Consider the following 15,343-nt stretch of genomic DNA (forward strand, 5'->3'; position numbering starts at 1 on the left):
CTGTCTGAAACCTCGGTTTTGCCCATGGCGTTGGGAGCAGTACGTTACACTGTTGCATTCTTTTCTTCAGCGTACTGCCCTTTGCCATGAAACTTCTTGCTCTTGCTTTTTCGCTCCTGGTCCTCGCCGGTTGTGCCAGCGGTCCGCGTATTGACACCAGCCACCCTTCGGTCAATTACGACCAGCGCGCCCAGTTCATCATCGTTCATTACACCTCGGCATCCCTGGAACGCTCCCTGGCCCTGCTGACCCACGGTCAGGTCAGCAGTCATTACCTGATCGGCGACGACAAGTCCGCCACGATCTACAAACTGGTGGACGAGCAATACCGCGCCTGGCACGCCGGCGAGAGCCAGTGGCAGGGCCGGACCTGGCTCAACTCCAGCTCCATCGGCATTGAAATCGTCAACCCGGGCTTTCGTGATGGCCCCAACGGACGGCTTTGGTATCCCTACAGCGAAGCGCAGATCCAGAACCTGATCGTGCTGCTCAAGGACATCAGCAAGCGCAACAACATCTCCCCGCGTCACATCATTGGCCACAGCGACATCGCGCCATCGCGCAAGCTCGATCCGGGCCCGCTGTTCCCCTGGAAGCGCCTGGCCGACGCCGGACTCGGCCTGTGGCCAAACGCTCAGGCAGTGGCCCGCCAGCAGGCGTTTTTTGCCGCCAACCTGCCGAGCATCAGCTGGTTCCAGCAACAGTTGGCGGTCCTGGGCTATGCCACGCCGCAGACTGGCGAACTGGATGTGGCCACCCGCCACGTGCTGGCGGCTTTCCAGATGCACTATCGCCCGGGCCGATTCGACGGCACCCCGGACGCCGAAAGCGCAGCCATCCTGCAGGTGCTCAACCAGACAAAATAATGACGCCGCCGGACGGTTCGGGCCGATTGCTCAATCAGTTGCTATAACTCATTGGTAATCCTTCGGATCTTTCATGATGCCGGTTGCTCGCCAGACCCTGCGTACCTGGTTCCATCGCCCCTGGTTGCTGGCGACGCTGGCGGCTGCACTGAGCGCGGCGGTGTTGTTGCTGGGCAGTGCCGGAGTGGCCATGCATCAGGTCCAGCAGCGAGAAAGCCAACAGATGAACGCCCAGGGCCAGCGTTTTCTGGAGCGTCTGGAGCAACTGTTCGGACAACTGCGTGAAGGCCTGGATGTGCTGGAGGCCCAGCCGCTGCGTGAGTGCAACGCCGAGCTGATCGCAGCCCTGCAGCAGGTCAGCTACAGCTATCGCTTCATTTATGAAGCGGCCTACATGGATGCCACCCAGACGTGCTCAAACTGGCCGCGGCAGAATCTCCTGCCCTCGCCCAGGGCTCCGGATATCCGCGGGCCGACCTACAGCTACTGGCTCAACACCTCGACCCAACCCAATGAAAACCTCGCTGCTCTGATGCTGGGGCGGGGCAATTTTCGCGTGGCCACCTCCCGTGGGCACTTGACCGATGTGGTGGACTTGCCGGCCGGTGGCAGCCTGATGGTGGTGGTCGAGCATGGCTCCCGAGCGATTCCGGTACTGGGTCAGGCCCGTTCCTGGCCGCCGGTGGAGCCCTGGCGCGCCAGTCGCGATGGGCCGCTGCAGGTCACCCCGGACCTGCTGATCTATCGCATGCCGACCCAGAATCCCGAGTACCAGTTGGTGCTGATCACGCCCCGGGCCAGCCTGCAGGCGGAAATACTCGATGGCTGGTGGTGGTTGTTACCGTTCAGTCTGTTGCTGGCGCTGTTTATCGGCGGGCTGGTGTATCAGTTGGCGCGGCAGCGCCAGTCGTTGGGAGCAGAGCTGCAAGGGGCGCTGCGACGCGGTGAGCTGCAGGTGCTGTACCAGCCGATCTTCGACCTCAACAGCAGGCTCTGTGTAGGGGCCGAAGCGTTACTGCGCTGGCGGCGTCCGGACGGCACCCTGACCAGTCCCGATCTGTTCATTCCGCTGGCGGAAAACACCGGGCAGATCCGCCAGATCACCGACTTCGTGCTGCAGCGTCTGCTGGAGCAACTGGGGCACGTACTGCGAGCCAATCCCCAGCTGTATATCTCGGTCAACCTGGCGGCCTGTGATGTCATGGTGCCGCGCATCGGTCAGGTCATGGCGCGGCTTCTGGCCTTGCACAAGGTGGCGGCGCGACAGATCGCCTTCGAGGTCACCGAGCGTGGCCTGATCGACGTGGCGGTGGCGCGCAACAACCTGCAGGCCTTGCGGGATGTCGGGCATCAGGTGCTGATCGATGACTTCGGCACCGGCTACTGCAGCCTGGCCTATCTGCAAAGCCTGCCGGTGGATTGCCTGAAGATCGACAAGGCCTTTATCGACGCCCTGGGTCACGATGCTGCCAGCAGTGGCGTGGCGCCCCACATCATTCGCATGGCCCACGCCTTGAATCTCACGGTGATCGCTGAGGGCATAGAATTCGAGGACCAGGCTTCGCTGCTCAGCAGCGAGGGGGTGAGCTTCGGTCAGGGTTGGCTGTTCGCCCATGCCCTGAGTGCCTTGCAGTTTACCGAGCTGATTACCCGGGGCCGGCGTCTGGTGCCCCGGCGCCTGGATGATGAAGCCTGAAGCCCTAGAGCGGCAGGGCCAGATAGAACTGGGTGCCCTGCCCCGGCCTTGAGTAGACGCCCATGCGTCCACCGTGGAGCTGGACGATTTCCTTGCACAGGGCCAGTCCGAGCCCGGCGCCGCCTTTCTTGCGTCCGACCTGAACGAAGGGTTCGAAGATCCGACCCTGCTGACCGTAAGCGATGCCCTCGCCATTGTCCTCGACGCTGACAATCACCCGTTCGCCATGGCGCCTGGCCTGTAGGCGGATCTGGCCGCCACTGGCGGTATGGCGCAGGGCGTTGTCGATCAGATTGTCCAGAACCCGTTCCAGTTGCGGACGGTCGGCGTGCAGGCGCGGCAGTGGCGCCTGGATCTCCAGCAGCAGGCTGATGTCCTGCCGCTGCGCCTGTTCGTTGAAGCGGCCTTGGGCCTGCTCCAGCAACTCTTCCAGGGGACAGGGCGCGAGAGTGAGTTTCTGCAGGCCATTCTGATAGCGGGAAAAATTCAGCAGGTCGTTGATCAGTTGCATCAGCCGCTGCATTTCTTCGTTGACTGTATTGAGCAGGTCGGTTTCCCGGGACTCTTCGGCAAAGTGCAGGCGTTCCTGAAGCAGGCCGAAGGCCATGTGCATGCCGGTGACCGGGGTTCGCAGTTCGTGGGAGGCGCGCAATACGAACTCGCTGCGTACCCGCTCGAATGCCCGCTGTTCGGTGACGTCATGAAGCACCATCACCGCGCCAAGGATATGGCCCTGGGTGTGGCTCACCGGGGTCAGGCTGTAGGTCAGCAGGCGCGATTCGCCATCGACCTCGATATCCAGGTCTTCCGGGGCCCGCTCCAGGTTGCCGCCACGCAGAACCAGCTGCAGCTGTTCATCCAGCTCCGGGCGTTGCAGGGCGCTGCCCAGGCCCTGGCCGAGGCGCTCTTGGTCCCAGCCCAATTGCCGTTGGGCCACAGGGTTGAGGTGCTCCAGGCGGCCTTGGCGGTCGATCATCAACAAGCCGTCGTCGATGCTGTCGAGCACCGCCTGCAAGCGCTGCTGGCCGGCCAGCAGTTCATCGACATTGGTGGCCTGATGCTGGCGCAGGGCTTCGGCCATGATGCCGAAGCGGCGGGTCAGCAGGTTCATTTCCGCGGCGGCCGAGATCGGCAGGGTGACGTCGAAATTGCCTTGGCCGATCTTGTCCGCGGCCTTGGCCAGGGCTTCGATCGGTCCGCCAAAGCGCCGGGCAATGGCATGGGCGGTGATGAAGCCGATGATCAGCACCGCCAGGCCGACCAGGCCCAGCAAGCCGGCTACCAGCAAGGCACGGTCCCGGGCCTGGCGTTCCACCTGGCTGATGTTGTCCAGGGCCCGCTTGTGTTCGTTGATCAGGCCGTTGCGCAAGGTATTGAAACGCTCGGTCAGCGCCTCGTTGTTGTTCAGGCTCGCGGCAGTGTTGCTGTGTTCGAAGGCCTGGTAGAAGCTCAGGTAGTCGCTGCGGGCCTGCTTGAAACCACCCACGGACGTGTTCTGCTGTTCGTGGGCGATGCCCTGGTCGAGGAGGTCCAGGTAGTGCTGCCGCGAGGCTTCCAGGGCTGCGGAGTCGGGCTTGTTGCTGAGCATGATGATCAACTGATCACCCAGGGTCTGGCGCAGCTTGAGCCCCAGATCCAGGGTGATGAAGTTGTTGCGGATCAACGATTCCTGGGTACTGGCCATCTGCAGCACGCTGACCAGCCCGAGCACCAGCCCCAGCAGGGCCACGGTGATCAGGGCCGAGATGCTCAGAAACAGCCGGGTCCGCAGTTTCATCGCTAACTTCATAGGGTGATGCTCACAGGTTGTACTGTTTGCGCTTGCGGTACAGGGTCGAAGCGTCGATGCCCAGGGTCTTGGCCGCTTGGTCCAGGGTGTCGCTGGTGGCCAGGACGGCGCCGATATGGGCTTTTTCCAGTTCGTCCAGGCTCAGCGCGGCACCGATTCGCGGGGCGTTGTTGGTGGGCTGTTCGGCCATGCCCAGATGGCTGATTTCAACCCGTTCCTGGGGACAGATGATGCTTGCCCGCTCCACCACGTTGCGCAGTTCGCGGATGTTGCCCGGCCAGCGGTAATTGAGCAGGGCTTCCCGGGCGTCGTCGCTGAAGCCTCGGGCCGGTCGCGAATACTCTTTGACGAAGCGTGCAAGAAAGCGGTCGGCCAGGGGCAGGATGTCTTCGCTGCGTTCGCGCAAGGGCGGCAAGTGCAGGGTGATCACGTTCAGGCGGTACAGCAGGTCTTCGCGGAAGCGCCCGTCGCGCACCATGTCCTCGAGATTGAGGTTGGTGGCGGCGAGGATGCGCACGTCGGCCTGGCGAGTCACCGGGTCGCCGACGCGCTCGTACTCCTTGTCCTGGATAAAACGCAGCAGCTTGGGCTGCAGGGTCAGGGGGAAGTCGCCGATTTCGTCGAGGAACAGGGTGCCGCCATCGGCCTGGTTGACCCGGCCCAGGGTGCTTTCGCTGGCCCCGGTAAAAGCGCCGCGGCTGTGGCCGAAAAGTTCGCTTTCCATCAGCTCGGCGGTCAGCGATGGGCAGTTGATGGTCACGCAGGACTTCTTCGCCCGTTTGCTCCAGCCGTGGATGGCCCGGGCCAGTTCGCCCTTGCCGGTACCCGACTCGCCGAGGATCAGGATATTGGCATCGGTGCTGGCCACCTGGCGGGCGGTTTCCAGTACCACTTTCATCGCCGGACTGTGGGAGTCCAGGCCGTCCTTGGGTTTGCGCACTTCGCCTTCCAGGGCTTCCAGGCGCGCCGAGAGCTGGCGCACTTCCAGTTGCTTAGCGGTAGCCAGGCGCAGTTGGTCGGGGCTGCAGGGTTTGACCAGGTAGTCGGCGGCACCGGCCTGGATTGCGTCCACCGCCGTGTCCACGGCGGAGTGGGCAGTGACGATCACCACCCGCATCCAGGGCGCTTGAGTACGCATCTGGGCCAGCACATCAAGGCCGTTGTCTTCCCCCAGGCGCAGGTCAAGGAAACACAGGTCGAACACCTGGCGTTGCAACAGCGTATCCGCCTGGGCCGCGCTGTTGGCGGTGGCCACGGTATAGCCCTCGTCTTCCAGGCAGTAGCGGAAGGTGCGGAGGATGGCAGATTCGTCATCCACCAGCAGGATGCGGCCTTGATTCTCCGGCGCTGACTCCATTTCCCAGGCTCCTTTAATGAATGATCTTATTTAGTCCCAGAAAAATCGGGCAAGTTGCAAGGTTGATTCTGATCCATTCCACGGCCTGAAGGTTAGATATCTCCGCCGGAAATGGCTAACAGACTGAAATCCCTAATATTTTGCCAAGGCTAGACCCTGGGTGGGTCTGTATCAGGCTGTCCGCGGCTCGGCAAAGTTCCCCCTCTGATCAAAAAGCCATGGACCCGGAACGGTCCGATCGTGCATTTCGCACGGTTGGCCGGTGGGGATCGTGCAGGATGCGTGTGAGTTAGCGTCTTTGAATTGCTATAAGTGATTGATTTTATTGAATTATTTTTCTGATTAAAAGCTGGCATGCAGACTGCAATATCCCTCTCATCGTGAAGCGCAAGTCAGGGCTTCCATAACAACATCACCACCAGTGTGGGAGGAGTTTCAGGATGAATCGCCAAGGTCTTGCCCAATTGCGTATCGCGCCACTGCATCTCCAGCAAGGCCTGTTTGCCAGCCTGGCGTTACTGGTCACCTTGATCGCCGGACAGCAGTTCCAGCGTTGGCAGGATAGCCAGGCACCCGCCCCGCGCGTGCCGGCTCATCACTTCACCCAGACCCATTTCAGTTCGGTGAGCAGTCAGATCAACGATGCAACGCCAGTGCAACTGATGGCCGTCGACCAGGCACAACCGGTGCTTGAGGCTCCGCGTCAGGAACGCTGGGTGTTCTAGGCACCAAGGTCTGGGCCGCATTCGGCGGCGCACGACCGGCTCCATAGGCAGCACCCCTGAGCACTATTAATAGAAGAGTAAGGAGAATCATCATGCTGAGCTGGGCAATCACATTCCTGATCATTGCCATTGTCGCTGCGGTCCTGGGCTTCGGTGGTATCGCGGGCACCGCCACGGGTATCGCCAAGATTCTCTTTGTCGTGTTCCTGGTGATGTTCATCGCTTCGTTCTTCTTTGGCCGTCGTGGTCGAGGCTGACCATGAGTCTTTCGTTGAAAACATTGGTTGCCACGCTGCTGCTGGGCGTCAGCGCCCTGGCGTCGGCGGCCAATGATGGCCAGGCACGTACCAACCAACTGCTGGGTTCGGACCCGCAGTTTCGTGACACCTGGCAGGGGGTTGTGCACAAGGAAGAGCGCTTGCCTGAATGGGTGATGAACCTGTCGGGCGATGCTCAGCAACAGATGAACGCAGTGACTGAAGACGGCGATCAGTACCTGGTTGGACCGCTCTGTGAGACTGCGCAGAGTTGTCAGAACCAGCGCCTGATCGTGGCCTTCAGCTTCGACAAGAAGCATGCCTACGCGATGTTGGTGGAGGTGCCTGCGGGCTTGCCTGCGGACAAGTCACCGACCCGTCACGCGAGCTACCGCTTTCTCGGCAAACCCGATGAAGGAATGCGGGCATTGCTTCAGGAGCAGTTGCGCAAAGACCCGAACTGGTACTGAGCGCGCATTGCCGATTTTGCATAACAGCTAGAAGAAAGGGCCGCCCTGGCTCTTTCGACTGTTGCACCACCCGAGGAGGGTGAGTGCATGACCAAGGGGTCGGGACGTTCTGATCCACTGATGATCGGAGTGACCTAGGGGTACAGGGAGTGCCTCCGCAAGGGCCGGGTCAGGAAAGAGCAGCGGCGTAAGCTCCCAGGTCGAGCATCGACTTGACGAGCTTGCGGCGTGCTTGAAGAGCAAAGTCTTGTCCTAGAGCCATCGGTCCGTCTTTTTCGTGATTCCCCAAGAAAAAAATTTTCCTTTGACTCCAGTCAAACGTTTCCTGGTGTTTCTCTGCGACCGTATATCGAGAAACTTTGCGTCAATTGCGCAACCTTTCCGAACGCCCGAATCAGAGTAATCCTAAACTTTTTCAGACCTTTTCCTGACCCTTCCGACAAGCCTGCACGCCGCCTGAAATGGCCGTTTCACGGTATTTCTGCCTGCCGAAATGTCGTATTCGAACCGGTTGGGACGCCCGTTTAGTTTGTAAAAACTCATGCCGATTCGGCATAGGGTAGGCGTTTACGGCATTAGACGCGCCCCCCTAGCATCGGAATAGTTGCGCCTTTTTTCGCCCGCAGAGAGCCGTAAATGCTCGTTCGGGATGACCTTATACGGGGGCCGATGCACAAACTTTTCCGCCATTGAGCGTTCCAGTTCGCGCATCAGCCCGAGTCCAACTGAAGTAAGGGTAATGATATGAAGAAGGCAAAATTAAGCCTCGCCTGGCAGATCCTCATCGGTCTGGTCCTGGGGATTGCAATTGGCGCGCTGCTCAATCATTTCAGTGCTGAAAAGGCCTGGTGGGTCAGCAACGTTCTGCAACCTGCAGGCGATATCTTTATCCGCTTGATCAAGATGATCGTGATTCCGATCGTCATCTCCTCGCTGATCGTCGGCATTGCCGGTGTCGGCGACGCCAAGAAACTTGGCCGCATCGGTCTGAAGACCATCATCTACTTCGAAATTGTCACCACCATCGCCATCGTCGTGGGTCTGCTGCTGGCCAACCTGTTCCATCCGGGCGCGGGCATCGACATGAGCACCCTGGGTACCGTGGACATTTCCAAGTACCAGGCCACCGCCGCCGAAGTGCAGCATGAACATGCGTTCATCGAGACCATTCTCAACCTGATTCCATCGAACATCTTCGCGGCCATGGCCCGTGGCGAGATGCTGCCGATCATCTTCTTCTCGGTGCTGTTCGGTCTGGGCTTGTCGAGCCTGCAGTCCGATCTGCGCGAGCCGCTGGTGAAGATGTTCCAGGGCGTCTCGGAAAGCATGTTCAAAGTCACCCATATGATCATGAACTACGCGCCGATTGGTGTGTTTGCCCTGATCTCGGTGACCGTCGCCAACTTCGGTTTCGCCTCCCTGCTGCCGTTGGCCAAGCTGGTGATCCTGGTGTACGTGGCCATCGCCTTCTTCGCCTTCGTGATCCTCGGCCTGATCGCCCGCCTGTTCGGCTTCTCGGTGCTCAAGCTGATGCGCATCTTCAAGGATGAACTGGTGCTGGCCTACTCCACCGCCAGCTCGGAAACCGTGCTGCCGCGGGTGATCGAGAAGATGGAAGCCTACGGCGCGCCGAAAGCCATCTGCAGCTTCGTGGTGCCCACCGGTTACTCCTTCAACCTGGACGGCTCGACCCTGTACCAGTCCATCGCGGCGATCTTCATTGCCCAGCTGTACGGCATCGACCTGTCCATCAGCCAGCAATTGCTGTTGGTGCTGACCCTGATGGTCACCTCCAAAGGCATTGCCGGAGTTCCGGGCGTGTCCTTCGTGGTGCTGCTGGCCACCCTGGGCAGCGTGGGCATTCCGCTGGAAGGCCTGGCCTTCATCGCCGGTGTCGACCGTGTGATGGACATGGCGCGCACCGCCTTGAACGTCATCGGCAACGCCCTGGCAGTCCTGGTCATCGCCCGTTGGGAAGGCATGTACGACGATGCCAAGGGCCAGCGCTACTGGAACTCCCTGCCGCACTGGCGCAGCAAAGAGAAGCTGCCGGCAGGCGAAGCGTCCAAAGGCTAAGCGCCTCGGTGTAGGAACTGGCTTGCCGACGCAGAGGCCCTCAAGTCCTCTATACGGCTCAGATGCGCCTTCGCCGACACGCCGGCTCCTGCAATAAACGAACCCCGGGTAATCCGGGGTTTGTCGTTGCTGCGGGCCCCGCTATCATTCGCCGCATCTTCCGAGGGATATGACCGATGCTCAATGGCCTGTGGCTTGGCTTCTTTATCGTAGCGACCGTGTCCGCCCTGGCGCAGTGGCTGGTGGGCGGCAACGCCGGGATCTTTGCCGCCATGGTGGAAAGCATTTTCGCGATGGCCAAGCTGTCGGTGGAGGTGATGGTGCTGCTGTTCGGCACCCTGACCCTGTGGCTGGGCTTTCTGCGGATCGCCGAGAAGTCCGGCATCGTCGATTGGCTGGCCAAGATCCTGGGCCCGCTGTTCAAGCGCCTGATGCCGGAAGTGCCGCCTGGGCACCCGGCCCTGGGGCTGATCACCCTGAACTTCGCCGCCAACGGCCTGGGCCTTGATAACGCCGCCACGCCGATCGGCCTCAAGGCCATGCGCGCCCTGCAGGAACTCAACCCCAGCGCCACCACCGCCAGCAACGCGCAGATCCTGTTCCTGGTGCTCAACGCTTCGTCCCTGACCCTGCTGCCGGTGACCATCTTCATGTACCGCGCCCAGCAAGGTGCGGCGGACCCGACCCTGGTGTTCCTGCCGATCCTCCTGGCCACCAGCGCTTCGACCCTGGTCGGCCTGCTGTCGGTGGCGGTGATGCAGCGCCTACGTCTCTGGGACCCGGTGGTGCTGGCCTACCTGATTCCCGGGGCCCTGGCTCTGGGCGCCTTCATGGCGCTGCTGGCGACTCTGTCGGCCACGGCCCTGGCATCCCTGTCGTCGATCCTCGGCAACCTCACCCTGTTCGGCCTGATCATGCTGTTCCTGGTGATCGGTGCGCTGCGCAAGGTCAAGGTCTACGAGGCCTTTGTCGAAGGGGCCAAGGAGGGTTTTGACGTCGCCAAGAACCTCTTGCCGTACCTGGTGGCCATGCTGTGCGCGATCGGCGTATTGCGGGCGTCCGGGGCCCTGGATTTCGGCCTCGACGGGATTCGCCATCTGGTGGCCTGGGCCGGCTGGGATACGCGCTTTGTCGACGCTCTGCCCACCGCCATGGTCAAGCCGTTCTCCGGCAGTGCCGCCCGGGCGATGCTCATTGAGACCATGAAGACCCAGGGTGTGGACAGTTTCCCTGCACTGGTGGCAGCGACCATTCAGGGCAGCACCGAAACCACCTTCTATGTGCTGGCGGTGTATTTCGGCGCGGTGGGCATCCAGCGGGTGCGGCACGCCGTGGGCTGTGCCTTGCTGGCGGAGTTCGCCGGCGTGGTGGCGGCGATTGCGGTTTGCTACTGGTTCTTTGGATAAGCCTTCGCCGGCAAGCCGGCTCCTACGGAGGTTGTAGGAGCCGGCTTGCCGGCGAAAGGGCCGTTCATTGTTTCAGCGCCAGGTTGCCCTGCCCCACTGCCCAATCCACTACCTGCCGGGTCAGCGCATCGCTGGCCTGGCCAAACCCGGTCACGACTCCCGGCACCTGGATCTGCTCCAGGGGCTGGCGTATTTCGAAGCGCCGGCTGGCGAGGATCTTCTGGTCATAACCTCGAATCAGCCGCGCATCCAGGCGGATTACCACCTGGACGGCGTTGCCTTGGTACTCGGTCTGAAAGGCTTGCAGGTCGCCGCCCAGGGCCAGGTCGGTCTGCAGGTTGCTGTCGTCGGTGCTCAGTAACTGCACCCGGCCATCGCGCTGGAAGCCGTCCAGCAGGCGGTTGCGCAGCAGGATCGGTGCCGGGTCGCTCCAGCGCGAAGCCTTGTAGCTGCTGATCAGGTTGCCCTGGGGAATCACCGCGATGCGTGCGCTGTTCAGCGCATCGCCAGCCTGCGGCTTGAGCAACTGCAGCGACCACGACAGTGCCTTGCCCGTGGCAGGGGTCGCGTTTTGCCCTACCGGCAGCCGGTAGATATCCAGTGGTTCGCCCTTGGGCAGGATCGAGCAGGCAGCGCTCAGGGCCAGGGTGCACCCCAGGGCCAGTCGGGCCAGCAGGTGACAGGCAGGCTTCATGGCGTGAACTCCTTGTTCTTCTCGTTACCCAGCAAGTAACCGCCGGGGTTGGCTTCGAGGCGGCGGGTGATGGCCCGCAGCGAGCTCAGGGTCTCGCGCAGCTCGCGCACCGCCGGCGCCAGGCCGTTGAGCCCTTGCATGCCATTGTTCAGCGAGTCCTGGTTGTCGCTCAGCAGTTTGTTCAGGGTGGCGCTGCTCTGCTCCAGGTTGCGCATGGCGTGCTCGGCGCTGCCGAACATCTGCTTGCCCTGGTCGTTGAGCAGGCCGTTGGCATTGCGCATCAGCGCGGTGGTCTGTTCCAGCATGGCGCTGGTCTGCTTGCTGATAGAGCCCAGTTGCTGCATCAGCTGGTGCAGGTCGTCACGTTGTCCGGCGATGCTGGCCGAGGTTTTCTGCAGGTTGTCCAGGGTGTTGCTGACCCGCTCCACGTTGTCCGGAGAAAACATGCTGTTGGCGTTGTGCAGCAGCAGGTTGACCCCGGTCATCAGGTCATTGCTGTTGTTCAGCAGGCGGGCAATGGGCGATGGCGAGGCAATGATGGTCGGCAGGTGGCCGTCCTTGCCCTTGAGGGGCGGGCTTTGCGGTGTACCGCCGCTGAGCTGGATGATCGAGGTGCCGGTGATGCCGGTCAGGGCCAGCTTGGCCTGGGTGTCCTCCTTGATCGGGGTTTCACTGCCCAGGCGGATCTGCGCCAGTACCCGGCGCGGGTCCTTGGGGTCCAGGCGCAGGTTGACCACATCGCCGACCTTGATGCCGCTGTATTGCACGGCGCTACCCTTGGACAGGCCGCTGACCGCCTCATTGAAGACAATCTGATAGTCCTGGAAGGCGCTGTCGACGCTGGACTTGGCCAGCCACAGGCCGAACAGCAGGGCGCCGGCCACCACGATCACGGTGAACAGGCCGATCAGTACATGATGGGCTCGGGTTTCCATGTCATCCCTCGTTGGTCTGTGTAGCGGCCTGGTAGGCCGCGCGGCCGCGTGGGCCATGGAAGTATTGGTGAATCCATTCGTCCGGAGTTTCGGCGACGATCTCGATGGCGTCCGCCACCAGTACCTTTTTCTGCGCCAGTACCGCCACCCGGTCGGTGATGGTGTAGAGGGTGTCCAGGTCGTGGGTGACCAGGAACACGCTCAGGCCCAGGGCATCGCGCAGGGTCAGGATCAGTTGGTCGAAGGCTGCCGCCCCCACCGGGTCGAGGCCGGCGGTGGGTTCGTCGAGAAACAGGATGTCCGGGTCCAGGGCCAGGGCACGGGCCAGGGCTGCGCGCTTGATCATGCCGCCGGAGAGCGAGGATGGGTATTTGTCGGCGGCCGACAGGGGCAACCCGGCCAGGGCCAGTTTCACTGCCGCCAGGTGTTCGGCGTCGCTGCGGGACAGGCCCGCATGCTCGATCAGTGGCAGGGCGACGTTCTCGGTCACTGTCAGCGAGGTGAACAGCGCGCCCTTCTGGAACAGCACGCCAAAGCGCCGCTCGATCAGGGAACGTTGCTGCTCCGGCAGGCTGGGCAGGTCCTGGCCGAAGACCCGCACCGAGCCTTCGCTGGGTTGGCGCAGGCCGACGATGCTGCGCAGCAGCACTGACTTGCCGCTACCGGAGCCGCCGACCACGCCAAGGATCTCGCCCTTGTACACGTCCAGGTCGAGATTTTCGTGCACGCTCTGCTTGCCGAAGCGGTTGCACAGGCCACGGACCTCGATCACCGCCTCGGCGGGCGGGCGCGTCGGGCGGCTCACCAGCCCATCTCCATGAAGAACAGCGCGGCCACGGCGTCGATGACGATCACCACGAAGATCGACTGCACCACGCTGGAGGTGGTGTGGGCGCCCACCGATTCGGCGCTGCCGCTGACCTTGAAGCCTTCCAGGCAGCCGATGGCGGCGATCAGGAAAGCGAAGATCGGCGCTTTGACCAGGCCCAGCAGGAAGTGCTTAACGCCGATGTCAGAATGCAGCAGCGACAGGAACATCGCCGGGGAAATATCCAGGGACAGGGCACAGACCACGGCGCCGCCGATGATCCCCGAGAGCATCGCCAGGAAGGTCAGCATCGGCAGCGCCACCAGCAGGGCCAGCACCCGGGGCAGCACCAGCAACTCCATCGGGTCCAGGCCCAGGGTGCGGATGGCGTCGATCTCTTCGTTGGCCTTCATCGAGCCGATCTGCGCGGTGAAGGCGCTGGCGGTGCGCCCGGCCATGAGGATCGCGGTGAGCAGCACGCCAAATTCCCGCAGGAAGGAAAACGCCACCAGGTCGACGGTAAAGATGCTGGCGCCGAAGTTGGCCAGCACCGTGGCCCCGAGAAAGGCCACCACCGCCCCCACCAGGAAGGTCAGCAGGGCGACGATGGGCGCGGCATCGAGGCCGGTCTGCTCGATATGCGCCACCACCGGGGTGATGCGCCAGCGCTTGGGGTGCAGCAGGCCCCGGGCCAGGGTTTCGAGGATCAGGCCGATAAAGCCCAGGACCTTCAGGGTGTCCTGCCAGACGGTGTAGACCGCACTGCCAATGCGTGAGAGCAGTTGCACGCTGACGGCAATCTCCGGTTCCTTGACCGGTACACAAAAATCGTTGAGCGAGCTGTAGACCGTATGCAGCAATGCGCGGTCGGCGGTGGACAGGGTGCAATCGGGGTGTTCGGCGGATTGCCCCAGGCGTTCGGTCCCCAGGAGTTCTACCAGCAGCGAGGCACCCGCGGTGTCCAGGGCTCCCAGGCCGTTGAGGTCGACGTGGGTGCTGCTGTCGTAGTGGCCGTTGAGGCTCTGGCAGAGGCGCTTGAGGTCGCTGTAGTGGGCCAGCGTCCAGTCTCCGCCGATGCGCAGTTGCGCCGGAGTGTGGGCGTTATCCAGTTGAGCGGTGCCGGGCGTCATGCGGGTATTCATAAGCTCCGAGCTTGTGTGGCGATTACGCAGTGCTACGTAATAGCACGATCCCCGTTACTTTGCCTCGCCGCTCTTGGCTGGATCTTGATCTGGGTCGGTGATCTCGAAGCGCAGCACACCAATCACCTGTCCGTCCTCGGTGATCACCCGCACTTGCCATTTTCCCGCTGGGTTGCCGGGGAAATTCTGCTTGTGGGACCAGGCGCGGTAGCCCTCCTTGCGTCCGCCGTGAATATCCAGGGCGATGCGATCCACTTCGCTGCCGTTGAACTTCCAGACGTGATAGATGCGCTCGTCCAGGCCCCGGGGGGCGTTGATCGCGGTGTAGGCGTACAAACCGCTGCTGCGTACCTGGCTGGCACTCACCTGTTCCAGGCTGTCCCCGGGCGTGCGGTCCTGGAGTTGGGTGCTGATGGCGTCCTCGGTCAGCCACAGGGTGGCCGGCGGCACCCAGGAGCGCAGCAGCCAGCCGGTGCTGCCAATGGCCAGGGTGATACACAGCACCGCCAGTGCGCTGCGCACGCTGCGGATCGGCAGGATCGACGCCAGGCTCGGGAAGGACAGGAGCATGGCGATGCCCAGGGCCAGCTTGAAGCTCTGGGCTGTGGTCAGGTGCAGGATCAGCGGCAGGGCCGTGAGCAAGGCGGCGAACAGGGTCAGGGTGTGCAAGGCGAGGAACAGCCAGCGCCGCGGCGCCAGCCACTTGTAGTACAGCGGGTCGGTGATGGAAATCAGCGCCGCTGCCCCCAGCAGCCCGGTGAATACCAGTTGGCCGCTGTTCCAGCTGGTGGTGATGAAGAAGAACGGCAGGACGAAGAACAGGCTTTCCTGGTGGATCATTTGTGTCGCGTAGCGCAGCAGCGGTTGTGGGATCTCGCGCTTGAAGACCTTGGTGAACAGTTGGGTCAGGCTGTTTTCCAGCATCAGCCAGACCCAGCTCACCAACAGGATCACGGCGATCCACGAGGCCAGGCCCTGTTGCCGGTCCACCAGGATGAAGCTGCCGACTCCGGAGATGAAACCGCCGAGCGCAATGACCCCCGGGTAGCGCTTCATCAGTTCCAGAATGCGCTGAATATAGTGGGTCAGGTTAGGCATCGGGCGGGGTCACAGTCTTGGCAG

The 15,343-nt window shown here is 62.3% G+C and carries 14 protein-coding genes; 7 read left to right on the forward strand and 7 right to left on the reverse strand.

Annotated elements, in window-relative coordinates; all coding sequences use genetic code 11:
- The first annotated feature begins 86 nt into the window (after positions 1–86).
- Positions 87–866, forward strand: a complete 780-nt coding sequence (locus PQT43_RS26470) for an N-acetylmuramoyl-L-alanine amidase (protein ID WP_110594116.1) — start codon at positions 87–89, stop codon at positions 864–866.
- Between the two features lie 76 nt (positions 867–942).
- Complete coding sequence (locus PQT43_RS26475) at positions 943–2,562, forward strand: EAL domain-containing protein (RefSeq protein WP_253084184.1); 1,620 nt, start codon at positions 943–945, stop codon at positions 2,560–2,562.
- A gap of 4 nt (positions 2,563–2,566) precedes the next feature.
- Here PQT43_RS26475 and PQT43_RS26480 read toward each other — a convergent pair whose 3' ends face one another.
- Positions 2,567–4,351, reverse strand: a complete 1,785-nt coding sequence (locus tag PQT43_RS26480) for a KinB sensor domain-containing domain (protein ID WP_267269172.1) — start codon at positions 4,349–4,351, stop codon at positions 2,567–2,569.
- A gap of 10 nt (positions 4,352–4,361) precedes the next feature.
- Positions 4,362–5,708, reverse strand: coding sequence for a sigma-54-dependent response regulator transcription factor AlgB (gene algB / locus PQT43_RS26485; protein ID WP_267269173.1), 1,347 nt, complete (start codon positions 5,706–5,708; stop codon positions 4,362–4,364).
- A 440-nt stretch (positions 5,709–6,148) separates the two neighbouring features.
- Between algB and PQT43_RS26490 the strand changes: the two genes are divergently transcribed.
- The 5 genes from PQT43_RS26490 to PQT43_RS26510 all read left to right on the forward strand — a co-directional run bounded on the left by PQT43_RS26490 (position 6,149) and on the right by PQT43_RS26510 (position 10,642).
- Positions 6,149–6,433 (forward strand): hypothetical protein, encoded by a 285-nt coding sequence (locus PQT43_RS26490; protein WP_213664512.1) that lies wholly within the window; start codon positions 6,149–6,151, stop codon positions 6,431–6,433.
- Between the two features lie 92 nt (positions 6,434–6,525).
- Positions 6,526–6,690, forward strand: a complete 165-nt coding sequence (locus PQT43_RS26495) for a DUF1328 domain-containing protein (protein ID WP_003170804.1) — start codon at positions 6,526–6,528, stop codon at positions 6,688–6,690.
- Between the two features lie 2 nt (positions 6,691–6,692).
- On the forward strand, positions 6,693–7,160 hold the full coding sequence (locus PQT43_RS26500; RefSeq protein WP_267269174.1) for an inhibitor of vertebrate lysozyme family protein: 468 nt from the start codon (positions 6,693–6,695) through the stop codon (positions 7,158–7,160).
- Positions 7,161–7,904: 744 nt separating this feature from the next.
- Positions 7,905–9,236, forward strand: a complete 1,332-nt coding sequence (gltP, locus tag PQT43_RS26505; RefSeq protein ID WP_102862505.1) for a glutamate/aspartate:proton symporter GltP — start codon at positions 7,905–7,907, stop codon at positions 9,234–9,236.
- Positions 9,237–9,412: 176 nt separating this feature from the next.
- A complete protein-coding gene (locus tag PQT43_RS26510) occupies positions 9,413–10,642 on the forward strand; it encodes a nucleoside recognition domain-containing protein (RefSeq protein WP_267269175.1) in 1,230 nt (409 codons plus the stop codon).
- A 64-nt stretch (positions 10,643–10,706) separates the two neighbouring features.
- On the opposite strand, the gene PQT43_RS26515 is transcribed toward PQT43_RS26510, so the two are convergent.
- From PQT43_RS26515 to PQT43_RS26535, 5 genes are read right to left on the reverse strand one after another with little or no spacing between them, the layout of a single operon-like run.
- Positions 10,707–11,336 carry an ABC-type transport auxiliary lipoprotein family protein gene (locus PQT43_RS26515; protein ID WP_267269176.1) on the reverse strand — a complete coding sequence of 210 codons (630 nt, stop codon included), beginning with the start codon at positions 11,334–11,336 and terminating at the stop codon, positions 10,707–10,709.
- On the reverse strand, positions 11,333–12,271 hold the full coding sequence (locus tag PQT43_RS26520) for an MlaD family protein (RefSeq protein ID WP_267269177.1): 939 nt from the start codon (positions 12,269–12,271) through the stop codon (positions 11,333–11,335). Before PQT43_RS26520 ends, PQT43_RS26515 begins: the two co-directional genes overlap by 4 nt.
- Position 12,272: 1 nt before the next feature.
- Positions 12,273–13,076 carry an ABC transporter ATP-binding protein gene (locus PQT43_RS26525; RefSeq protein ID WP_213664513.1) on the reverse strand — a complete coding sequence of 268 codons (804 nt, stop codon included), beginning with the start codon at positions 13,074–13,076 and terminating at the stop codon, positions 12,273–12,275.
- Positions 13,073–14,221 carry an ABC transporter permease gene (locus PQT43_RS26530; RefSeq protein ID WP_102881457.1) on the reverse strand — a complete coding sequence of 383 codons (1,149 nt, stop codon included), beginning with the start codon at positions 14,219–14,221 and terminating at the stop codon, positions 13,073–13,075. The genes PQT43_RS26525 and PQT43_RS26530 overlap by 4 nt, the downstream gene beginning before the upstream one ends.
- Before the next feature lie 54 nt (positions 14,222–14,275).
- Complete coding sequence (locus PQT43_RS26535; RefSeq protein WP_123390240.1) at positions 14,276–15,319, reverse strand: DUF5924 family protein; 1,044 nt, start codon at positions 15,317–15,319, stop codon at positions 14,276–14,278.
- Positions 15,320–15,343 lie beyond the last annotated feature (24 nt).

Source organism: Pseudomonas sp. BLCC-B112, from assembly GCF_028550695.1.
Taxonomy (GTDB): Bacteria; Pseudomonadota; Gammaproteobacteria; order Pseudomonadales; family Pseudomonadaceae; genus Aquipseudomonas; species Aquipseudomonas danubii.